A 22108-nucleotide genomic window follows, 5' to 3' on the forward strand; every position below is an offset into this window, starting at 1 on the left:
GGGATGCGCATCGGCAGGGACCGAAGCCAGGATGAGCCGCATATCGACCTGGTGCCATTGATTGACGTCATCCTCGTCCTCATCATCTTTTTCGTGGTGACCACGACCTTCGACGCACGCTCTACGCTGCAATTGCAGTTGCCGACCGCCAGCGACCAACCCGCCAGCGCACCGCCGCGTTCATTGAGCGTGCTGGTCAACGCCGATGGCCGTTATTTCATCAACGACCAGGAAGTGCTGCGCTCGGACGTGGATTCGCTCAAGCAGACCATCGCCCAGATTGCCGGCGAAGATCGCGAACAGACGGTGCTGATGCGCGCCGATGCGCGGACCCCGTATCAGGCCGTGGTCACTGCGCAAGATGCGTTGGGCCAGCTGGGCTTTCGGCGTATCGCCATCGCCACCGCGCCCCCGGCCGGCACCGCGAGCACGACCGGCAAGCCAAGCAGCAACGGAACCCGCCAGTGACCATCTCCACCGACCGCCCGGCGCCAGTCTCGTCCTGGCACACGTACCGTCGCCTGTTGGCGTTCGCCAAGCCCTATCGTTTGCTGCTAGTCGCCGCACTGATCGCGGCATTGATCGAAGCGGCCGGTACCACCGGCTTTCTGGCGTTGATGAAGCCGATCACCGATGAGACCTTCATCTACAAGAACGCCGAAGTCAGTCGCTGGCTGCCGGTACAGATCATCCTGCTGTTCGTGGTGCGTGGCGTCGCCGGCTACATCACCGATATGGCGATGGGCAAATCCGCGCGCAGCATTGCGCGCGATCTGCGCGTCAAGGTAATGGCCAAGTATCTGCGCCTGCCCGGGTCGCGTTTCGATTCGGAGCCGGTGCCGTCGATGCTGATCCGCCTGGGCTCGGATTCGGATCAGGTCGCGCAGGCCGCGGTGGATGCGGTCAAGGTGATGATCCAGCAATCGCTGCAGGTGATCGGCGCGCTGGCGCTGATGCTATGGCATAGCTGGCAGGTGACATTGACCATTCTGGTGCTCGCCCCGGTGCTGGCCTGGGTGATGGACAAGGTGGCGCGGCGCTATCGGCGCATCAGCCACAGCATCCAGGAGAGTGGCGCGCACTTGTTGCAGGCGGCCGATCAGACCTTGTCCAGCCATCAGGAGGTCAAGATCTACGGAGCCCAGCAGACCGAAATGGAACGCTACGGTGCGCTGGCCGACCGAAATTTGCGCCTGGCAATGAAGGTCGAATCCACGCGCGGCATTTCCACCGCCACCGTGCAGATGATCGGTGCGATCGGCCTGTCGGCATTGCTGTTCGTGGCCGGTGCACAGGCACTGGCCGGGCGCCTGACCGCTGGCGATTTCGTGGTGCTGATGACCTCGATGCTGACAATCATCCCCGGCCTCAAGCAACTCACCAACGTGCAGAACATGGTGCAGCGTGGTCTGGCGTCGGCGGAGCGCTTGTTCTCGGTGCTCGATAGCCCGGACGAGCCGGATCAAGGCGCGGTGCCGCTGGCTCGCGCCAAGGGCTTGATCGAATTTCGCGGCGTGACCGCGCGCTATCCGGGCCAGGGGAACCCGGCCCTGGCCGATGTCAGCTTCGTCGCCCAGCCTGGCACGGTCACCGCGATCGTCGGGCGCTCCGGCAGCGGCAAATCCAGCCTGATCAAGTTGATTCCACGGTTTTACGAAGCCGAGGCCGGGCAAATCCTGCTCGACGGTCACCCGGTGCAGGCGTATGCGTTGGCGGATCTGCGCCGGCAGATTGCGCTGGTCGGCCAGCAGGTCATGTTGTTCGACGGCAGCATCGCCGATAACGTGGCGTTCGGCGAAATGCGCAACGCCGATGCCGGCCAGCTGGAGCGCGCGATTCTGGGCGCCAATGCGATGGAATTTGTCGCGCAACTGCCCGACGGTTTGCAGTCGCATGTCGGCACCAAGGGTGGGCGCCTGTCCGGTGGCCAGCGCCAGCGCCTGGCGATCGCACGGGCAATGCTCAAGGACGCACCGATCCTGATCCTGGACGAAGCCACCGCAGCGCTGGACAACGAATCCGAACGGCTGGTGCAGGACGCCTTGCACAAGCTGATGCCCGACCGCACCACGCTGGTGATCGCGCATCGCCTGTCCACCATCGAGCATGCCGATCAGGTGCTGGTGATGGACCAGGGCCGGATCGTGGAGCGCGGTACGCATCACCAATTGCTGGCGCAGGGCGGCTTGTATTCGCACCTGCACGGCATGCAGTTCCGCGAACGCCAGGCATGAGCAAGCGCGGCACCCGCACGCCGGGCTACTGGTACGACAACACGCCGATTCCCTTGCCGGCACGCATCCTGGCGCCGGTGTATGGCGCTGCGATCGCATTGCGACGGGCGCTGTATCGCCGCGGTTGGCGCAAGCGCCACGGCGTGCCGGTCCCTGTGATCGTGGTCGGCAATGTCACTGCCGGCGGCACCGGCAAGACACCGCTGACCATCGCGCTGGTTTCCAGGCTGCAGGAAGCTGGCTGGACACCCGGGGTGGCCAGCCGTGGCTACGGCCGCGATGACTCCGGCACCGCGCGGTGGGTCGAGGCGGACACGCCGGTCGCACTCGGTGGCGACGAGCCGGTGTTGATCGCCTGGAAAACCGGTGCGCGCGTGCGCGTCGATAGCGACCGGCTTGCCGCTGCACGCGCCCTGGTCGACGCTGGCTGCGACATCGTCGTCTGCGATGACGGCCTGCAGCATTACCGCCTGGCACGCGATGTCGAAATCGAAGTGATCGATGGCCAGCGCCGCTACGGTAATGGACGTCTGTTACCTGCCGGGCCGTTGCGCGAGCCGGCCGCGCGCGCGCGCGATTGCGATTTCCGCGTGGTCAATCTCGGCCAGGCCAGTGCGACCGCAGCACCGCAGGCCCCGGACGATGCCGGTTTTGGCGAATGGCAGATGCGCTTGAGCATCGACAGCGTGCAGCCGATGGATGGCAAGCGTGCCCAGCCTTTGAGCATGCTTGTCGGGCAGCGCGTGCATGCCGTGGCAGGTATCGCGCATCCTGAACGCTTCTTCGCCATGCTGCGCGCGCGTGGCATCGGCGTGGTGCCGCACGCCTTTCCGGATCATCACGTCTATCGCGCCGCAGATTTCAGCTTCGGAAGCCGCCTACCGGTTCTGATGACCGAAAAGGACGCAGTGAAATGTCGTCCGTTCGCCGACGAGTGGCTGTATAGCGTGCCGCTCAAGGCGGAGCTGCCGGCCGCGTTCTGGGTGAGCCTGCTGGACCGATTGAACACGCTGGCAAGCCGGCAGGGCATGTGACTGCGGCGCCTGCAAGGTTGGTTTTGCACGGCTTTTCCCGCTCACCGTCCTGGGACATGCCGCAAAGACGTCGATGTAGGCGCCCACGTGATGGTGTGCTGGCAAGGACCAGTCGGGTTTTCGTGTGCATGTTGGCGAACAGTGCATGCATGGAGCAGCGTTTGGGTGCCGATGTAGCCCATCGCTGCTTCAACTGAATACCGCGACGTCGCTCAATCACACAGAAACATCATGCGATTCGGTTATCTCGTTCTTCACTCCTGACTGCATTCCAGAGCGCGCACGTATGACTCCCACACCGCCTGCCGATTTCGTCGTCGCCATTCCTGCCCGTTACGCCTCCACGCGGCTGCCCGGCAAACCGCTGCAACGGATCGGCGATCGCCCGATGATCCAGCACGTGGCCGAACGTGCGTTGATGGCGGGTGCGCGCGAGGTCTGGGTGGCCACCGACGATGCGCGTATCGCCGAGGCGATCAATCATCTGCCCGGCGTGCATGTGGCGATGACCGGCACAACGCATCTCTCCGGGACCGACCGTCTTGCCGAATGTGCGCGCATTGCCGGCTGGGACGAGCAGACCTGCGTGGTCAATCTGCAAGGCGACGAACCGTTCGCGCCGGCCGCCGGCATCCGCGCGGTCGCCGATCTGCTGCAGCGCTCCGGTGCCGAGATGGCCACGCTGGCTGCGCCGGTGGAGAGCGCGCACGACCTGTTCGATCCCAACGTGGTGAAGCTGGTGCGGACGGCCCGCGGCGATGCACTGTATTTCAGCCGCGCACCGATTCCCTGGCATCGCGACAGTTTTGCCAGCCAGCGCGACAGCGTGCCTGCAGCAGGTCAGTGGCTGCGCCACATCGGGATCTACGCCTATTGCGCAGGTTTCCTGCAGCGCGTTGCGGCGATGCCACCTGGCATGCTGGAGCGCGTTGAGTCGTTGGAACAACTGCGCGTGATGGAAGCCGGTTATCGCATCGCGGTGGCGGTGACGCCCGAGCCGTTTCCGCCGGGTATCGACACCCCGGAGGATCTCGCCCGCGCGCAGATGCAGGTGGCATCGGCATGAAGGTACTGATCGTCTGCCTGGGCAATATCTGCCGCTCACCGATGGGCGAGGGTGCTTTGCATGCGCAACTGGACCAGGCGCGGCTGTCGCGGCGCATCCAGGTCGATTCGGCCGGCACCGGCGACTGGCATGCCGGCGAGCCGCCGGACCCGCGCGCGATCCGTTGCGCGTGCGGCCATGGTGTGGATATCTCGGGTCTTCGCGCACGTCAGGTGGTGCGCTCGGATTTCGAGCATTTCGATTGGCTGTTGTGCGCAGACGGCAACAATCTGCGCGATCTGCAGCGGCTGGCCCCGGCGGCGCAACGCGAAAAAGTCGCCTTGTGGCTGCCCTGGGCGGGCATCGACGAGCGCGATGAAATCCCCGACCCGTATACCGGCAACATGGAGGACTTCGAGCAGGTTTGGGAGCTTGTCGATACTGCCGCGCGCCGGACCGTGGCCAGACTCACCCGCGGCTAATCGCGCTTGGGCATAATCATCGAATGAACGCCCAGCTCACCCAGGAACTGCCGGAATTTCCCACCTGGCTCAATGCCAGGCCATCGACCTTGCAGGAGCATCGCGGCCGCGCGCTCGTGCTGGCGTTCGTCAACGCCAGTTCGGTGTGGTGCGCCGAGCGCCTGGCCGAGCTGACGCATTGGCAGGCGCGCAGTCCCGGCCGGCTGCAGGTGATCGTGGTGCAGGTGCCGCGTTTCGACAGCGAACGCCTTCCGCACCGCGCGCTTAAACAACTGCGCGGACACGGCGTGAGTGCGCCGATCCTGCTCGACAAGGACTGGGAAACCTGGCGCCGTTTCGGCATCGAATCCTGGCCCACGCTGGTGCTATTGGATGCCTACGGCCGCGAGCGGCAGAGATTGGTGGGCGCCACCGGCGATCTCGACAAGGCGTTGGCCGCACTGTGCGAAGGCCAGCCGCCGCCATCGGATGCCGATCTGCAGGGCGTGCCCGAACGCGAGCCCGAGCCACGTCTGGCATTGCGCTTTCCAACCGGCTTGGCCGCGACCGAAGACCGGCTGTATGTCGCCGATACCGGCCATCACCGCGTACTCGAATGCACGCACAGCGGACGCGTACTGCGCCAGTTCGGGCACGGCAACGCCGACCTCATCGACGGGGGCGTCGGTGAAGCGGCGTTCCGGCGTCCACAGGGGTTGGCACTGGAACGCGATCAGTTGTACGTGGCCGACACCGGTAACCACGCGTTGCGCCGCATCAACCTGCGCAGCGGACACGTGGACACGTTATGCGGCACTGGGCGTTCCGGGGAGCCGGTCGAAGGCCCGCTGGCATCGGCCAGCGCATCTGCGCTGAACTATCCGCAAGGGCTGGCCATCGCCGACAACCAGGTATTGATCGCCATGGCCGGCGATAACCGCATCTGGAGTTATCACCTGGGCCGAGCCGCGCTGACTGCGCGCGCAGGCACCGGTGCGCTCGAAACGCGCGACGGCAGCGGCCATCTGGCGGCATTCGCGCAGCCGGCAGGCCTGGCCTCGGTGCAACAAGTGGCCTATGTCTGCGACGGGCTAGGCTCGTCGATCCGCACCATGCAATTGCGCGGCGATCTGGTGCAGACCTTGGTCGGCGGGCAGGGCGCCTGGCAGTTCGGAGAGCAGGACGGCCCACGCAGCACTGCGCGTCTGCAGTTCCCGCAGGCCATTGCACTGGCTGCCGACTCGCCGCTGCTGTGGATCGCCGATACCGGCAACGGCCGCCTGCGCTGCCTGCGTCTGGGGGGCGGTGAATTGACCACCGTGGAGCTGCCGCGTCGTCTGCACGGCCCGGCCGGTCTCGCGGTTGCCGCCGGTGCGGTCTGGATCGCAGAAACCGATGCACACGCCATCTTGCGCTACGACCTTGCAAGCGGCGCACTGAGTGATGTGTCGATAGACGAATGAGCGCAAGGCCACAAAGCGATTTCGATGGAAAAGCGTTTGCTGCGCAACTGAGCACCGCGCCTGGCGTCTACCGCATGTATGCGGGCGACGACACCTTGCTGTATGTCGGCAAGGCGGGCGCGCTGCGCAAACGCGTGGGCAGCTATTTCAACGGCACGCCGAAAAATGCCCGGCTGACCTCGATGTTGTCGCAGGTTGCGCGCATGGACGTCACCGTCACCCGCAGCGAAGCCGAAGCGCTCCTGCTGGAAAACCAGCTGATCAAGTCGTTGTCGCCGCGCTACAACGTTTCGTTGCGCGACGACAAAAGCTATCCGTATGTGCTGCTGACGCGCGAAGACTGGCCGCGCATCGCCTTGCACCGCGGTCCACGTGCGGTGCAGGGACGCTATTTCGGCCCCTACACCGGGGTGACCGGGGTACGCGAAACGCTGAGCCTGATGCACAAGTTGTTCAAGCTGCGCAGCTGCGAAGACAGCGTGTTCCGCAACCGTTCGCGGCCGTGTTTGCAGTATCAGATCGGACGTTGCAGCGGCCCGTGCGTGGACCTGGTGGCGGCCCCCGATTACGCAGAATCGGTGCGCCGCGCGACGATGTTTCTCGAAGGCAAGAGCGACCAGCTCGGCGAAGAAATCATGCAGTCGATGCAGCAGGCCAGCGAAGCGCTTGAATTCGAGCGTGCCGCACGCCTGCGCGATTTGCTGTCGTCGTTGCGCAGCATGCAGAACCGCCAATACGTCGACGGCCGCGCAGCCGATCTGGATGTGCTCGCATGCGCCACGCAATCCAGCCAGGCCTGCGTGTTGCTGCTGAGCTTTCGCGATGGTCGCAATCTCGGTACGCGTTCGTTCTTTCCCAAGACCAATGGCGAAGATAGCGCAGACGAAATTCTGGGCGCGTTCGTCTCGCAGTACTACGCCGAGCATTCGCCGCCGCGCGAGATCCTGCTCGACCGCGAAATCCCGGAAGCCGAACTGATCGAAGCCGCGCTCAGCACGGCTGCCGAGCACAAGGTGTCGCTGAAGTGGAACGTGCGTGGCGAGCGTGCCGGTTATCTGTTGCTGGCCACGCGCAACGCGCAACTGACCCTGGTCACCGAACTCACCAGTCAGAGCGCGCAGCACGCACGCAGCGACGCCTTGCGCGAGATGCTCGGGCTGGCCGAGCCGGTCAAACGCGTGGAGTGTTTCGACATCAGCCACACCATGGGCGAGGCGACGGTCGCTTCGTGCGTGGTATTCGATGCCAGCGGCCCGGTGCGGGGCCAGTACCGGCGCTTCAATATTTCCGGCATCACTCCGGGCGATGACTACGCAGCGATGCGACAGGCGATCGAGCGCCGCTTCCGGCGTGCCGTGGAAGAGAACGGCGTGCTTCCCGACGTGCTGCTGATCGACGGTGGCGCCGGCCAGCTGGCGCAGGCACAGGCCGCGCTGGCCGACCTCGGGGTCGAGAACGTCTTGCTGGCCGGCGTGGCCAAGGGCGAAGAACGCCGGGCAGGGCACGAGGCGCTGATCATGGCCGACGGCCGCGAGCTGAGGCCAGGCGCCGCATCTCCAGCGCTGCAATTCATCCAGCAAGTGCGTGACGAAGCGCACCGCTTTGCGATCACCGGCCACCGTGGGCGCCGCCAGAAGGCGCGCATGACCAGCAAACTCGAGGATATTCCCGGTATCGGGCCACGGCGCAGGGCCAGCCTGCTCAAGCATTTCGGCGGGCTGGTCGGCCTCAAGGCCGCCGGCGAGGCCGAGATTGCCCGCGTGGAAGGGGTCAATGCCGCACTTGCCGCGCGAATCTACGCTAACCTGCACGGGCTGGCGCTTCCCGATGCGGCAGGCGAGTCGAGTCCGTAATGAAGTTGACCATCCCCACGTGGCTGACACTGCTGAGGATCTTGATGATCCCGGTGTTGGTCGTGGTGTTCTACCTGCCGTACACGTGGACAAATTTCGCGTCCGCCGGCGTGTTCGCGCTTGCCGCCATCACCGACTGGCTGGATGGCTGGGTTGCGCGGCGTTATCACCAGTATTCCGCATTCGGGGCATTCCTGGACCCGGTCGCCGACAAGTTGATGGTCGCAGTGGCACTGTTCCTGATCGTGCAGGGCCACCCCACGCCGTGGATGGCGTTCTGGGCTGCCGTCATCGTGGGGCGCGAAATTGCCGTCTCCGCATTGCGCGAATGGATGGCCGAGATCGGTCAGCGTGCCAAGGTGCGCGTTGCGGCGATTGGCAAGATCAAGACCACCGCACAAATGGTCGCACTGCTTTTTCTGCTGTATTCGGTAACCCCAGGACAGATGCCGACCCATGAAATCTGGCTGGGCAACCTGATTTTCCGCGCCGGCTACTGGACGCTGGCCATTGCTGCATTGCTGACATTGTGGTCGGGTTTCCAGTATCTGCAGGCCGCCTGGCCAAGCCTGCGCGCCGACGAAAAAGCAGCGATCAACAACAAGTCGAAAAAAATCGAAAGCAACAGTTGACAGCTATCCTGTTCGCTGTAGAATCTCGCCTCCCAAGCGGGAATAGCTCAGTTGGTAGAGCGCAACCTTGCCAAGGTTGAGGTCGCGAGTTCGAGTCTCGTTTCCCGCTCCAAGTCTTATGCTGTGAACTTCCACTGAAGTCCATAGGGTCTTGATCCAACAGTGGTTTTCGTCTGTGGAGCATCCAGCGAAGTCTGCTGAAATCCACTCCCAGCCACGCATTTTTAGTGCATAAATTAGTACTGGAAATCCGGGTGTTGGGTTGTATGGTTTTCGGCTGTGCTGCTTCCATCGACCTCGGTACACCTCTCCTCATCCTGAAGGAGAGGTCGATGGCTTTGACAGATACCGCCGTGCGGCAGGCCAAGACAACTGGCAAGGACTACACCCTTAACGACGCGCAGGGCTTGCTGCTCTTCGGGAGTGCCAAAGGCAAGAAGAAGTGGCACTTCCGTTTCTCATGGCTGGGCCAGCAGCCTCGCATCGCCATCGGCCCGTACCAAGAGATCAGCCTCAAGGAGGCGAGAGCCCGCCGTGATGAACTCCGGGCGCAGCTTGCCAATGGTGTCGATCCGCGGGTCTATCTTCGCCAGGCTGAAGAGAAGGCGCGGGCAGCCGCGACACATGCCTTCCAAGTGGTGTTCCAGTCGTGGCGGGATTTCAAGGCATTGAGTCCGAAAACCGGCCGGCAGCGTACGCTGAACCGCCCCGGGATTCCTGGAGGCTCCAACTCTTGAGAGGATGGAGTGATGAGCAAGCCAGTGAAGTATTCCCCGGAAGTCCGGGAGCGCGCGGTGCGGATGGTGCTGGAGCACCAGGACAGGCACAGTTCGCAGTGGGCGGCGATCGAGTCGATTGCCTGGAAGATCGGGTGCACAGCCGAGACGCTGCGCAACTGGGTAGGTCGTGCCGAGCGTGACCAGGGGCTGCGTCCGGGCTTGACGACGGACGAGCGGGTGCGGATGAAGGCGCTGGAGCGTGAGGTGCGCGAGCTGCGGCAGGCCAACGAGATCCTGCGCAAGGCGTCGGCGTATTTCGCCCAGGCGGAGCTAGACCGCCGCTTCAAGCCATGACCGGGTTCGTTGCAGAGCATCGCGATGCCCACGGAGTCGAGCCGATCTGCCGAGTGCTGGAGATCGCTGCGTCGACGTACTACAGCCACGCGGCCCGGCAGGCGCATCCGGAGGCGCCTGCGGACCGCTGGTGGCGAGATCGGGCACTGGAGGCGCGGTAATCCCCCCGCTTTTAGCGGACTCCAGAAGTGGAGTTATGCAGCCATCGCCAGTTTCATCGCTGGCATGATGCCGCCTAGCGCCATGTTGGGGCGCTCATGGTTGTACGTCCATAGCCAGCGGGTGGCCTTGGCCTGCACCTGCTCGATGGTGTCGAACAGGGTGCGGGCCAGCCAGGCGTGGCGGACCGTGCGGTTGTAACGTTCAACGTAGGCGTTGTGTTGTGGCTTGCCCGGCTGGATGTGCTCGATGCCGATGCCGTTGCGTTCCGCCCACGCCAGCAGTGCTCCGCTGATGTATTGGGGCCCGTTATCGCAGCGAATGATGTGTGCCTTGCCGCGCCACTCGATGACCTGCTCCAACGATCGGATCACCCGGGCAGATGGCAGCGACAGGTCGACCAGGTGTGGTCGCTAGACTTCGTGTTCGATCGCACTGCCGAGGGCCGGGCGATCAAGTGCCTGATGATCGTGGACGATGCGACACACGAAGCGGTCACCATCGACGTGGAACGCGCAATCTCGGGCCACGGTGTGATCCGCGTGCTGGACCGACTGGCGCACAGTCGTGGCCTGCCGCAGGTGATCCGCACCGATAACGGCAAGGAGTTTTGCGCCCAGGCCATGGTGGCCTGGGCGCATGCCCGTGGCGTGCAATTGCGGCTGATCCAGCCGGGCAAACCGAACCAAAACGCCTACGTCTAATCCTTCAACGGCCGGCTACGCGACGAAGCCGCAACGAGCACTGGTTCCCGACGTTGCTGCATGCCCGTGCAGAGATCGAATGCTGGCGACGCGAATGCAACGAGGAACGACCCAAGAAGGCAATTGGCGGCATGACGCTGGCTGCTTATGCCCAACACCTGGCAAACACCGATATCATCAGGCCCGGACTCTAAGAGCGGCTACCAAAACGTAGCGAGCAGTCGTCAGGCGGGTGTGGACGGCGCGCTCAGAACCGCAGTGCACAAGTGGTAGTACATGCCGATTCCGAGCACCGGCCGCGCCCGCCTGGCGGCTGCGCAGTAGTCTTGTTAGCCGCTCTAAAGAGCAGAACCCAATTGATAACCTGCATTGCACCGATCATCTTCACGACTGGCGCATCTGGCCCATAGTGATAGCAAGCTGCAAAACGATAGAATCGCGAGAATCGTAATCAAGAAACTGATCATCAGCCAGTTTTCGATTTTCTTCAGCCATTAAGATGGCAAAGAAGCAACGTTTTTGTCCTTGGCAAGAGTCACCTCTTCAAGTAACTGGAGTGGACATTTCATTCTCGTGGCGGGGGCAAAATAGCGCAGCGACGTGGTGCTCCTGTCCTCAGTGGGGAGGAAGCGCTTGCGATGCGCCGTCTCAGTGCGCCGGACAGGCCGGATCTTTGCCGGTGAGCGCTGCGCAGATCTGCTTGCGGCACTCCAGGCCCGCCATCGTGTTGGCGTCGGGACATTTGCGCAATTGGGTCTGCACGTTGGAGCTGGTCGACGCCGAGTGCGAGTCGATCGCATCGAATGCCGCGTCGGTCTCGGTCGCGTTCTTGCTGTCCTCGGCCTGGATCTTGGCGATCAGCGAATCCAACGAGTCTTGTTTTGCCGCCGGCTTTTCGTCGCGCTTGATGATGCCCATCAGCGTGGCCAGCAGGTCGTTGCTGTCGTCCTGTACGTGCTTGCCGTTGGCCAGCGCAGCGCGTGGTTTGCGCTGCGGCGAGGGGGCAGCAGCCGGCTTGGCCGGCGCAGTCGCGGTGCTGGCGGATGAGGCGCTGGGCAAGCGGTCGACGGCGGGAGGCGGATCGCTGACGGTGTTGTCGTCTACGATCATTGCGCCGCCCGGCGCCTGTGTGGGATTGGCCGGAGAGATGGTGTCGGTCGCCGGCACGGTGGTGTATGCGTCGAACTCGGCGTCGGCCTCGGCACGTCCGGCATTCCAGCGCAGCGCCATGAACACCGCGCCCAGCAGCGCGACTCCGAGGACGGCGATCAGCACCAAGCGGGTGGGGCGCCGCCGCGGCGCTTTGGCACGGACGCTGGACGGCGCGCTGGTTGCGCGGCCTTCCATATCGGCCAAAATGCGCCCGGAGCCGGCTGGCTGGGTCTGTCCTTGCCCCGAAAGAAGACTCGGGCGATTTAATCCGCCATTATTCAACTGCAATCCAACCCTTGTTCGGCGAGCGCCGGGGATTTGTCTATCTTCAATTCTAGTGCTTGGCGCCGGCCCGTCAACCGCACAGCAAGCAACAGCATCATCAGGGGGATGTAGTGGCAGTCGTCGTTGCGGGTGTGGTGATCTTCCTGCTGCTGGTGTCTATCGCCTGCTGGCTGCTGTTGTTTCCGGAGGCGCTGGAGGGGGTGCAAGCCTGGTTGGGCGAGCGCCTGCGCGGCCTTCGGCAAGGCGCCGGGCGGGTCGGCCAGCGCGTGGGCCGCAGCGCTGGCGGAGTCGGCGAGGGGGTGCGCGGCGGGATCGGCGGGGTAACGGATTTCTTTCGGCGTCATCGCTGGGTCATCCTGTGCGCGACCCTGCTGTTGCTGGTGCCGCCTAGCGTGATCCTGCTGGTCCGGCAGAACGTGGCGCTGGAGGACTTCCGTGCCGAGGACATGAATGAATCCAGCAGCATGGTGGCGCAGCTGCTGCGTGGCGAACGCTTGGTGCCGCCGCCGACGCCGCCTCCGGAGGTATTCACCACCGAGGAGATCCGCCGCACCCGCCCGGAGATCGTCACCGCGGACCGGCGTTGGGAAAGCATCGACGCCGACCTGCAACAGCGCGTGCTCGCGATCTACGAGGTCATGCGTCGCCAGTACGGCTACGAAATGGTGCTGGTGGAGGGCTATCGCAGCCCGGAGCGCCAGGCCGAGTTGATGGGCGGCGGCCGCGCCACCCGTGCCAGCGCTTGGCAGAGCTGCCACCAATACGGCCTGGCGGTGGATAGCGCGCCGTTGCGCGACGGCAAGCTGCAGTGGGACATGGGCGATCCGTGGACCAGACGCGCCTACTTCCTGTACGGCGAGCTGGCGCAGCAGGCCGGGTTGGAGTGGGGCGGCAGCTGGCGCAGCATCAAGGACTACGTGCATGTGGAGAAGCTGGAGTTCTGCCGCAGCGCTCGCGCCGCCAAGCGTGCCGAATTGGCCCGAGGGTGAGCCGGGGCTGAACTCCTGCTATCTTCTCCCCCCGTGGCGGCGATCGCGCCCCACGGGGGCGAATGGCGGCGACGGACCGGCCTCGGCGCAACGACCAGGGAGCAATATTGATGTCACGACCTTTTATTCTTGTTGGCGATCAGCTCGATCATGGCGGCAGCGTGGTCACAGGTTCGGCCGAAACCGATGTGGACGGCAAGCCGGTGGCGCGTATCGGCGACAAGGTGGTGTGCAGGGTGCATGGTCAGACCGAGATCGCCAGCGGTGACGCCACGGTGATGATTGATGGCAAGCCGGTGGCCCGGCATGGGGACAAGGCCGCCTGTGGAGGTACACTTATCTCTTCTCAGGGAACGACTGGCATCGGATGACGAGTCAAGGTAGTTCGGCTCCCGTCGATGCCTAATCCACTCATGGAGCGAGGATGCTAATGTCCGGAATTCTTCGGAACGTGTTGTCGGCCGCCGCGTTTTTCGGTGTGGCGTGGGGCGGTTCGATCTTCTATTGGCGCAGCAGCGGCACCACGCCTAACGGCATGGAGATGCTGACGTATCTGGGCATCCTGCCCGCCGGCCTGCTGGGCGGCAGCTGGCTGCTGCGCGATTTTGGGCGGCGCGCCTTTGCGCGCGCCACCGACGCCGCCGACAGCGCTGCGGCCAAGGCCACCGAACGCAACGATTCCAAGGCGGCCGTGGCAAGTTCATCTTCGGCGCCGGAGGCGCTGGCGCCGACCGCCTGCGCCGCGCCGGCATTGCTTGCCGGTGCGCTGAACCTGGCCTTGGGCCAGCAACCGCAGGCCATTCTCGCGCTGCGCGGCAATCTGCCGCGGCCTGGGCTGCACAAGCAGTTCCGCGACCGTGACGGGCTGCCGGTCTTCGTCGTGCAGGTGCCGGAACTGGATGCGCCCGCTGCGGCCGAGGCCATGCTCGCCTCGGCCGCAGCGGGCGCCGACGCCAACGAGCGCCCGTTGGAGCATCACAAGCGTGCCATCGCACTGCTCGAACCGGTCGCCGAGGCGCTGTTGCTGGAGGCTGCGCAGGCGCTGCCGCCGCTGCCCGAGGCCCAGGATCGTGTGGTGGCCGGGCTGCGCCACCGGGTCGAGGCGCAGGTGCAGAACGTGCTGCGCATCGAGCTGTGGCTGCCCGCGGACTGGCCCGCGTCGCTGCACGCGGCGTTGGGCGACTGGGTGCTGGCGTCCGCCAGCGAACACGGCCTGGATCCACGCCGTTTCGGCGTGGAGGTGATCCCGATGGCGGGTGCCGACGATGCATGGTCGCGGCTGCAACAACTGGCGCGCGGCGCGGAGTCGCCGGTGGACGGCTGGCAGCTGGTCATGGCCTGCCATTCGGCGATCGACCAGACACAGGTGGAGCAGATGCTCGAAAGCGGGTGGCTGATGACGCGCCGTTCGCCCGACGGACGCGTACCTGGCGAGGGCGCCAGCGGGGTCTTGCTGGCCAGCGGGCCCGGCGCTTCCAGCGATGTGGTGCTGCATCCGCTGCAGCGCGCCCGGGTGCCGCTGGACAGCAGCGCCAAGGCCAGTGCGCGGCTGAGCGGCGAACTGGCGGCGCAGACCCTGCAGCGCGCCGCGCTCGCGCCCACCCAAGTGGATCTGGTGCTCAGCGACGCCGACCACCGCGCCGGCCTGGCGGCCGAGGTCGCGGCCGCTGCCGCGCTGGCCTGCCCCGATCTGGATACCGCCGTGCAGTGCCTGCCGCTGGCCATCGCCACCGGCGATCTGGCCGCGGTGCAACCGCTGGCGATGCTCGCGCTTGCCCATGCCCATGTCGCCGCCGGGCAACATGCGGCACTGATGCTGGGCGTGGATCAGGCAGGCCTGCGCATCGCCACACTCGTCAGTCCCCGTGTTTTCCCCCAGCCAGATACCGACGTCGGCGCCGTGCCGGCGTCCGCCGCCTAACCGGAACAGCGCTCGATGTTTAGCAATCTCAGGTATTACCTTCGCGATTACCGCCTCTGGATGGTTCTCGGCTTGCTTTTCGCTGCCGCAGTCGCCTACTTCGGCGCCGAGGGCTTGCGCGAAATCGGCCTGTGGGTGGCCGCGGTACTGGCGGTCTGTCTGCTGATATGGCTGCTGGTGTGGATCGTGCGCCGGATCATGGCGCGCCGCGCCGCGCGCAGCCTGGATGCGATGGTGCAAGGCGAAGCCGATCGCGCGGTCGCCGCCGCGCAGCCGGCCACCCGCGCCGACACCGAAGCGCTGCGCTCGCGCATGTTGGAGGCGGTCAAGGCGATCAAGTCCTCGCGCCTGGGCGTGCTCAAAGGCAAGGCGGCGCTGTACGAACTGCCGTGGTACGTGATCATTGGCAATCCGGCGGCCGGCAAGAGCACCGCGATCCTCAATTCCGGGTTGCAGTTCCCGTTCGAGGACAATCGCGGCAATGTGATCCAGGGCATCGGCGGCACGCGCAATTGCGATTGGTACTTCACCACGACCGGCATCGTGCTCGATACCGCCGGTCGGTATTCGGTCAGCGTCGAAGACCGCCTGGAATGGCTCACCTTTCTCGCGCTGCTGAAAAAGCACCGGCCGCGCGCGCCGATCAACGGCGTCATCATCGCCGCCAGCATCGCCGAACTGTCCGGTAGCAAGCCCGAGTTCGCGATCGAGCTGGCCAAGAACCTGCGCCAGCGCGTGCAGGAAATCACCGAGCGCCTGGAAGTGTTCGCGCCGGTGTACGTGGTGTTCACCAAGGCCGACCTGATCGCCGGCTTCTCCGAGTTCTTCCATAATCTGGATCCGTCCGAGCGCGAGAACGTGTGGGGTGCGACCCTGCCCTACGATCCGACCGCCAAGACCGATGCGCTGGCCGCGTTCGACACCCATTTCGACGAACTGGCCGAAGGCCTCAAGGAAATGAGCCTGGCGCACATGGCGATGCAGCGTGGGCGTCAGGTGTCGCCCGGGCTGCTGACACTGCCGCTGGAGTTCGTCGGCATCAAGCCGGCGCTGCGCACCTTCATCGCCACGCTGTTCGAAGAAAACCCCTATCAGTTCAAGCCGGTGTTCCGCGGTTTCTACTTCAGCAGCGCGCTGCAGGAAGGCCATTCCGTGCACCACGCCTCCGAGCGGGTGAGCCGCCAGTTCGCGCTGCAGGCGCGTGCGCAGCCGGGCGAAGCGGTGCCGTCGGGACAGACCGCCTACTTCCTGAAAGACCTGTTCCGCAAGGTCATCTTCGCCGACAAACAGCTTGTCCGGCAGTACTCCAGCCCGCACCAGAACCGCCTGCGCTATGGTGTCTTCCTCGGTGGCGTCGCCGTGCTGGCGTTGGCGCTGGGTCTGTGGACCTGGTCGTACACCACCAACGTGCAACTGGTGAACAACGCCACCAAGGATCTGGACCAGGCCGTGCGCGTGCAGGCCAACCGGGTCGACTTGCAATCGCGCATCGACGCGCTGCTGCTGTTGCAGGATCGGCTCGAGCAGCTGGACCGCTACAAGCAAAAGGGCGGCATCACCTCCGGGCTGGGCCTGTACCAGGGCGACAACATCCGCAAGAAGTTGCTGGCCGAGTACTACAACGGCATGCGCCAGGTGATGCTCGAGCCGACCACCGCCAATCTGGAGTCGTTCCTGGGGCAAGTGGTCAGCGAGCGCGACAAGCTAGGCAAGTCGGCCGGCCCGCAGCAGGCCGCGAAGCAGGACGGCGTGCTGTATCAGGATGCGTCGCCGACCGATACCAACGATGCCTACAACGCGCTGAAGACCTACCTGATGCTGGGCAATCGCAAGCACGTGGAGAGCGCGCACCTGACGCAGCAGCTGACCCTGTTCTGGCGCGGCTGGCTGGATGCCAATCGCGGCCAGATGACTCGCGAGGAGATGACCCGCGCGGCCGAGAAGCTGATGACGTTCTACGTTGCCCAAGCCGAAGATGCGCAGTGGCCGCAGGTGCAGACCAAGGTCACTCTGGTCAACGACAGCCGCGAGGCGCTGACCCGGGTGATGAAGGGCCAGCCGGCGATGCAGCGTGTGTTCGCGCAGATCAAGGCGCGTGCGGCGGCGCGCTTCCCCACGGTGACGGTCAACGCGCTGATCGGCGAGGAAGCCAACAGCGGCGCGATCACCGGCAGCTACGCCATTTCCGGCGCGTTCTCGCGCGAGGCATGGGAAGAATACGTCAAGGACGCAATCAAGGAAGCGGCCAACACGCAGCTCAGCACCACCGACTGGGTCCTGGACACGACTGAGCAGAGCGACCTGTCGCTGGCCGGCAGCCCGGAGCACATCGCGCGCGAGCTGGTGACGGCGTACAAGCAGGAATACGCGAAGGAGTGGCGCAAGTTCATCCAGGGCGTCAGCGTGGCGCCCTTCCAGGGCTTCGACCAGGCGCTGTCGCGGATGAACCGCATCGGCGATCCGGCCAACTCGCCGTTGCGCAAGCTGCTGGAAAAGATCAACGAGCAGACCATCTGGGACAACCCGATGGCCGACGCCTTGTCCAAGAAGGCATCCGGCGGGGTCGTCGCCTGGTTCCAGCGGGTGATCCTGCGCCGCGATCCGGCCGACGCCGGCAAGGCCGAGCAGCAGCCGGTCGGCCCGATCGGCAAGACCTTCGAGGGCCTGGCGCGGCTGATGACCAAGCGCAAGGACGAGCCGGCGGTCATCGATGCCTACTTCGACAAGTTGGCCAAGTTGCGCACACGGATGAACGCGATCAAGAACCAGGGCCAGATCGGCGTCGGCGCGCGCAAGCTGATGCAGGACACCTTCAGCAACGAAGGCTCCGAACTCAGCGCCGCGCTGACCCTGGTGGACGAGCAGATGCTGACCGGGCTGGACGAAACCCAGCGCGACGCGATGCGTCCGCTGTTGCTGCGTCCGTTGACCCAGACCTTCGCCGCGCTGGTGCCGCCGACCGAGAACGAGATCAACCGGGTATGGGCGGCGCAGGTCTACGAACCGTTCCGTAACGGCATCGGCCAGCGCTATCCGTTCAATGTCAACACGGACGTGGATGCCGCCCCCGGCGACGTGGCCGCGATCTTCGGCGCCAGCGGCGCGATCGCCGCGTTCAACAAGGACGCGCTCGGCACCTTGGTGATCCAGCGCGGCAACCTGCTCGAATCGCGGCGTTGGGCAGGCATCGGCATCACCTTGTCCAGCGAACTGGTGGCCAACTACGGCAACTGGGTCAGCGGCCAGTCCGGCGCGGTGGCCAAGGACGTCACCATCTTCGAACTCCTGCCGACGCCGGCGGTGGGCGCGATCGAATACACCGTCGAAATCGATGGCCAGACGCTGCGCTACCGCAATACTCCGCCGCAGTGGATGACCATGCAGTGGCCCAACAGCGGTGCCGCGCCCGGTGCCAAGATCACCGCGGTCACCAGCGACGGGCGCAACGTCGAGGTGTTCCATGCGCCTGGCGCCAATGGCCTCAGCCGCTTGCTTCAAGTTGCCGCCAAGGAGCGTGTGGACGATGTCAACAGTCGCCTCACCTGGAGCGACCAGGGCGTGTCGATCAGCGTGCAGATGCGCGTCGTGCAGCGCGCCGGCAAGGCGACCGGCGGCGGCGACTGGCAGCGTGGCCTGCAACTTCCGGCGACGGTGGCCGGTAGCCCGACCACTGCGGGTGCCGCTGCGCCTAGCGGTTCGGTTCCGGCGGGTGCGCCCGCACAAGAAGGTGGCCAATGAGTCGCGAAGTCAGTGTAGGCGTCTCCTATTTCGGCAAGGTACCTTCCCGCGGCGATTTCGTGCGCGCGGCCGACAACCATCAACTGCTCGGCTGGCTCGACCGCTGGGCGGGCCTGAGCGTGGATCTGCTGAGCCAGAACCCGGACTGGAAGCGGCTCTACGACGAAGCGCCCGACATCCACTACGCGTTCCTCGGCTCGCGCAGCAAGATGGTGCTGTGCGGGCATTTCCAGCCCAGTCGCGATGCGTCGCAGCGCCGCTTCCCGTTGCTGTCGGCGGTCCGTCTTGAGGCCAGCGAGCCGCTGTCGTTCATCGCCCGCAGTCCGCTGGCGATGTCCAAGGTCTGGTCCGGGCTGTCGCGCATGGCCAAGCAGGCGGTGGTCGCCGACGAGGCCGGCCCGGCGCTCGCCGCGCTCGCCGACACCCGCTACACGCTGAGCACCGACGCGTCGGCGTACAACGCCACCTTCAACGACTTCCTCGATATCCAGACGGTCGGCTCGATCGAGGCCCTGCTGCGCGCGGCCGGCCATCCCGACGTGTCGTTGAAGAAACTGCTGCCGGCACTGGGCCTGCTGCTGCAGCCGATCCTCGCCGGCGGCAACGTGTCGGTGGACAAGGCGCTGGAGCTTCCGCTGGTGCAGGACGCGCTGTACCGGCCGCTGCTGGCCGCGTTCTGGCTGGACATCGTCGCCTGCTTCATTGCGCGTGGCGATTTCGAACTGGCGGTGCTGATTCGCAACGATGCCGCACCGCGCATGCTGATCGGCTTCAACGGTGCCGACCACCAGGCGCTGCGCGCAGCGCTGGACCCACGCGAGGCCGGCGATTTCCTGATCCGCGTGCAGGACGCCGATTGGGTCGATGACTACCTGCACAGCGATTACAACCTCAACAAGCTAGCCAGCTACCTGGATCGGGACGACCTGGCATTGAAGACGGCCCGCAAGTTGTTCGGCGAGACTTTCCTGGGGACATGAACATGCGACACCTGAGTGCCAAAACCCTCGCCCTGAGTGGCCTGATGACCGCGTTCGCCGCCTCCGCCCAGGTCGCCGCGCCTGCCACGGGCGGTGTCGGCGAACGTCCGGTGATCGTGGAGGGCGTGGTGCCGGATCAGGCCACCAAGGCCCGCATCCTGAAGAACCTGCAGGACACCTACGGCAGTGCCCGCATCGTCGATCGGGTGCAGGTCGAGTCGATTCCCTCGCCGCCGAACTGGGGCGAGTACGTCGCCAAGATGGTGTCGCCAGGACTCAAGCGCGTGTCCGCCGGCAAGCTCGAAGTCAACGGCCAGGCGGTGCGGATCAGCGGGCAGGTGGTCAACGAAGCGCAGCGGCAACAGGTCGCCAGCGACCTGAGCCTGGCCAGCAACACCTCCTACACGGTGACCAACAGCCTCAAGCTCGGCGGCTCGGAACAGGGCGTGCTGGACCAGACGCTGGGCAACCGCATCATCGAGTTCCAGAGCGGCAGCGCGCGGCTGACGCCGCTGGGCATGAGCGTCCTCGACGACATGGTGGAAAAGATGTCGCAGATGAACGACGCGCGCTTCCTGATCGTCGGCCACACCGACAATGTCGGCCAACGCGAGAGCAACCTCGCGCTGAGCCAGGAGCGCGCGCAGGCGGTGAAGGACTACATGGTGCAGAAGGGCATCGACGGTGCGCGCATGAACGTGCAGGGCAAGGGTCCCGACCAACCGGTGGCCGATAACGCCAGCCCGGACGGGCGTGCGCGCAACCGGCGTATCCAGTTCAAGATCCAGTAGGCGCCTGTGCGGCCGTCCCCCGCGACGCGCGGGGACGGCGCGGGTTCGTCACCTACTGCTCCAGACTCTGGTTGACGTCCAGCATCTCTTCCATCTGGTTGAGGACGCTGCCGTCTTTGATCACCCGCTTCAGCCACACGTGCAGCGGCATCTCGCCCCAGCGCGCGGCTTTTTCGGCCAGGTAGGCGACGGGGCTGTGCGGTTCGGTACGCCGGAAGAATTCGGCGACCTGACGCAGTTGCGCCAACGCCTCCTTGCGGGTGGTCGGTGCACCGCCCGGCCCGGGTGGCGCCGAGGTCGCCGAAGGTGCCGACGGCGCGTCCTTGTCCGCGGCCGGGCCGACGAACCCGATGCCCGGCATGTCGTGCTGGCCGGCATCGGCCTCGCCATCCAGCAGCAGCCCGGCATCGCGGGCGAACCGCGCCACGGTGCGCTGCAGGTGTTCCACCTGCTCGCGCACCGCGCTGAAGCTGGGTCCGTCGATGCCTAGGCGATCGTCCACCGCCGCCTGCAGCGACTGCAGCGCTTCGGCGCAATCGAGTAGCGCATCGACCAACTGCCGGTAGACATCGTGAGGCGTATCGCGCCGTGCGGCCTCGAGCAGGTCCAGGCTGGGCTGGCCTTCGTCGTCGCCGGATCCGGCATTGGCGCTGCGGGTATGCGCGGCCTCGAAATCGTTGAGACCGAAACGGCCCTGCGGCCCCGAGGCGATCGGCACCGCGCGCAACCAATGCAGCGAATTGGTCAGCAGCCAACTCAGGTTGCCGATGCGCTCTTCGTGGTCGCCGTCGACGACCAGCGGGTGCACCTCGTCCCAGTACCGGTCGCACAACCCGGCGATCAGCCGGTAACCCAGGGCCAGCCCGGAGAAACCGTCGATCTGGGTGGTCGCCTCGGTCATCCAGCCGGCCAGGCGTAGGTCCTTGGTGCGCGTCTGCAGCAGATCGCCGCACTGGCGGGCCACGCTGGACCAGTCCGCATACTTGATATCGGTCTGCCACGCGCCCTGGTCCAGTGTCGGATCGTCCGAGCGCCTGGCTTCCTGGATGCGATCGAACTCGATGGAGAAAGACAGATCTTCGCCGGCCGGCTGATGGTCGGAAATCGGCGCCAGCAGGGCATCCAGATCCAGCATGGAAGTTCTCGTCGGTAAGGGGCGTTGGAGATTCTAGCGTGCCTGGAGTGCGGCGGCGGGTCAGATTTTTCTGAAAAACCTGGCGCCGATGGAGCTGTCGCGCTACCTGCGGCGCGCGCTGCGCAGCGGCCCACCGTCAGTTCCGGCTTGACGCATGCGGTTGCCGCCGCCACGTCGTCGTCCCTAGCGGGGCGGCTGCCAGTCCGCTTGCCGGCGGCGTGGGCGGAAACCCTTGACCGATATCGCCTTTGCGCGAGAATCGACGCGCTGGTGCCAGCGCCGACCCTGTCATCGAAGATCCCCGGGCCGGCAACCACGCGTGGACCACCCAGCCATCCTGGTCTATTGTTCGTGGCGTCAGGCGACTTTTGCGCTGCCGTATAGCAGGGGGAATCCCCGCAGCGCGACCCGACGGATGCCATGGGGCGTTTTCGAATTGGAAATGCCGGCAATGCAGAC

Annotated in this window: 17 protein-coding genes, 1 tRNA gene, 1 other RNA gene, 3 pseudogenes and 1 other annotated feature; of the genes and pseudogenes, 18 read left to right on the plus strand and 4 right to left on the minus strand. The window is 65.3% G+C overall.

Annotated elements, in window-relative coordinates; all coding sequences use genetic code 11:
• The first annotated feature begins 3 nt into the window (after window positions 1-3).
• From XBLMG947_RS17335 to XBLMG947_RS17385, 11 genes and pseudogenes are all read left to right on the plus strand, one after another.
• Window positions 4-468, plus strand: coding sequence for an ExbD/TolR family protein (locus tag XBLMG947_RS17335; RefSeq protein ID WP_065469853.1), 465 nt, complete (start codon window positions 4-6; stop codon window positions 466-468).
• The gene (msbA, locus tag XBLMG947_RS17340) at window positions 465-2234 is read left to right on the plus strand and encodes a lipid A export permease/ATP-binding protein MsbA (protein WP_065469854.1); all 1770 of its coding nucleotides are present in this window, start codon (window positions 465-467) and stop codon (window positions 2232-2234) included. Before XBLMG947_RS17335 ends, msbA begins: the two co-directional genes overlap by 4 nt.
• Window positions 2231-3268, plus strand: coding sequence for a tetraacyldisaccharide 4'-kinase (lpxK, locus tag XBLMG947_RS17345; protein ID WP_065469855.1), 1038 nt, complete (start codon window positions 2231-2233; stop codon window positions 3266-3268). Before msbA ends, lpxK begins: the two co-directional genes overlap by 4 nt.
• A gap of 286 nt (window positions 3269-3554) precedes the next feature.
• Window positions 3555-4334, plus strand: a complete 780-nt coding sequence (gene kdsB / locus XBLMG947_RS17350; RefSeq protein ID WP_065469856.1) for a 3-deoxy-manno-octulosonate cytidylyltransferase — start codon at window positions 3555-3557, stop codon at window positions 4332-4334.
• Window positions 4331-4795 carry a low molecular weight protein-tyrosine-phosphatase gene (locus XBLMG947_RS17355; RefSeq protein WP_065469857.1) on the plus strand — a complete coding sequence of 155 codons (465 nt, stop codon included), beginning with the start codon at window positions 4331-4333 and terminating at the stop codon, window positions 4793-4795. The genes kdsB and XBLMG947_RS17355 overlap by 4 nt, the downstream gene beginning before the upstream one ends.
• Window positions 4796-4818: 23 nt before the next feature.
• Window positions 4819-6237, plus strand: coding sequence for a hypothetical protein (locus tag XBLMG947_RS17360; protein WP_065469858.1), 1419 nt, complete (start codon window positions 4819-4821; stop codon window positions 6235-6237).
• Window positions 6234-8090, plus strand: a complete 1857-nt coding sequence (uvrC, locus tag XBLMG947_RS17365; RefSeq protein WP_065469859.1) for an excinuclease ABC subunit UvrC — start codon at window positions 6234-6236, stop codon at window positions 8088-8090. The genes XBLMG947_RS17360 and uvrC overlap by 4 nt, the downstream gene beginning before the upstream one ends.
• Window positions 8090-8722: a CDP-diacylglycerol--glycerol-3-phosphate 3-phosphatidyltransferase gene (gene pgsA / locus XBLMG947_RS17370; RefSeq protein ID WP_065469860.1), complete on the plus strand. Its 633-nt coding sequence runs from the start codon at window positions 8090-8092 to the stop codon at window positions 8720-8722. Before uvrC ends, pgsA begins: the two co-directional genes overlap by 1 nt.
• Window positions 8723-8758: 36 nt before the next feature.
• Window positions 8759-8834: transfer RNA gene (locus XBLMG947_RS17375), tRNA-Gly, on the plus strand.
• 220 nt (window positions 8835-9054) lie between these two features.
• Entirely contained in the window at window positions 9055-9459 is a 405-nt protein-coding gene (locus XBLMG947_RS21860) for an Arm DNA-binding domain-containing protein (RefSeq protein WP_083993217.1), read from the plus strand.
• 12 nt (window positions 9460-9471) lie between these two features.
• Window positions 9472-9944 (plus strand): annotated as a pseudogene (locus XBLMG947_RS17385) (transposase); the annotation flags it as partial.
• Window positions 9750-9866, plus strand: a sequence feature (AL1L pseudoknot). It overlaps the preceding pseudogene by 117 nt.
• Window positions 9945-9989: 45 nt before the next feature.
• Here the strand turns inward: XBLMG947_RS17385 and XBLMG947_RS17390 are convergent.
• Window positions 9990-10355, minus strand: a pseudogene (locus tag XBLMG947_RS17390) (integrase core domain-containing protein); the annotation flags it as partial.
• On the opposite strand from XBLMG947_RS17390, the pseudogene XBLMG947_RS21865 reads away from it, so the two are divergent.
• Window positions 10347-10852, plus strand: a pseudogene (locus XBLMG947_RS21865) (integrase core domain-containing protein); the annotation flags it as partial. The pseudogenes XBLMG947_RS17390 and XBLMG947_RS21865 overlap by 9 nt on opposite strands.
• Window positions 10853-10856: 4 nt before the next feature.
• On the opposite strand, the gene XBLMG947_RS17405 reads toward XBLMG947_RS21865, so the two are convergent.
• Both XBLMG947_RS17405 and XBLMG947_RS17410 read right to left on the minus strand, forming a co-directional pair.
• Window positions 10857-10936, minus strand: a non-coding RNA gene (locus XBLMG947_RS17405) — sX9 sRNA.
• Window positions 10937-11306: 370 nt separating this feature from the next.
• Window positions 11307-12005: a hypothetical protein gene (locus XBLMG947_RS17410; protein ID WP_065469864.1), complete on the minus strand. Its 699-nt coding sequence runs from the start codon at window positions 12003-12005 to the stop codon at window positions 11307-11309.
• A 200-nt stretch (window positions 12006-12205) separates the two neighbouring features.
• Between XBLMG947_RS17410 and XBLMG947_RS17415 the strand changes: the two genes are divergently transcribed.
• The 6 genes from XBLMG947_RS17415 (at window position 12206) to XBLMG947_RS17440 (ending at window position 20514) form a co-directional block, all read left to right on the plus strand.
• Window positions 12206-13084 carry a M15 family metallopeptidase gene (locus tag XBLMG947_RS17415; RefSeq protein ID WP_065469865.1) on the plus strand — a complete coding sequence of 293 codons (879 nt, stop codon included), beginning with the start codon at window positions 12206-12208 and terminating at the stop codon, window positions 13082-13084.
• Between the two features lie 110 nt (window positions 13085-13194).
• Window positions 13195-13455: a PAAR domain-containing protein gene (locus XBLMG947_RS17420; RefSeq protein WP_003471049.1), complete on the plus strand. Its 261-nt coding sequence runs from the start codon at window positions 13195-13197 to the stop codon at window positions 13453-13455.
• A 59-nt stretch (window positions 13456-13514) separates the two neighbouring features.
• On the plus strand, window positions 13515-15005 hold the full coding sequence (locus XBLMG947_RS17425; RefSeq protein ID WP_065469866.1) for a hypothetical protein: 1491 nt from the start codon (window positions 13515-13517) through the stop codon (window positions 15003-15005).
• A 72-nt stretch (window positions 15006-15077) separates the two neighbouring features.
• The gene (gene tssM, locus XBLMG947_RS17430) at window positions 15078-18743 is read left to right on the plus strand and encodes a type VI secretion system membrane subunit TssM (RefSeq protein ID WP_245228245.1); all 3666 of its coding nucleotides are present in this window, start codon (window positions 15078-15080) and stop codon (window positions 18741-18743) included.
• Window positions 18740-19723 (plus strand): type VI secretion system-associated protein TagF, encoded by a 984-nt coding sequence (gene tagF / locus XBLMG947_RS17435; protein WP_065469868.1) that lies wholly within the window; start codon window positions 18740-18742, stop codon window positions 19721-19723. The genes tssM and tagF overlap by 4 nt, the downstream gene beginning before the upstream one ends.
• Complete coding sequence (locus XBLMG947_RS17440) at window positions 19720-20514, plus strand: OmpA family protein (protein WP_065469869.1); 795 nt, start codon at window positions 19720-19722, stop codon at window positions 20512-20514. Before tagF ends, XBLMG947_RS17440 begins: the two co-directional genes overlap by 4 nt.
• 52 nt (window positions 20515-20566) lie before the next feature.
• Here XBLMG947_RS17440 and tssA read toward each other — a convergent pair whose 3' ends face one another.
• Window positions 20567-21649, minus strand: coding sequence for a type VI secretion system protein TssA (gene tssA, locus XBLMG947_RS17445; protein ID WP_065469870.1), 1083 nt, complete (start codon window positions 21647-21649; stop codon window positions 20567-20569).
• Window positions 21650-22108 lie beyond the last annotated feature (459 nt).

This window comes from Xanthomonas bromi, assembly GCF_900092025.1.
Taxonomy (GTDB): Bacteria; Pseudomonadota; Gammaproteobacteria; order Xanthomonadales; family Xanthomonadaceae; genus Xanthomonas; species Xanthomonas bromi.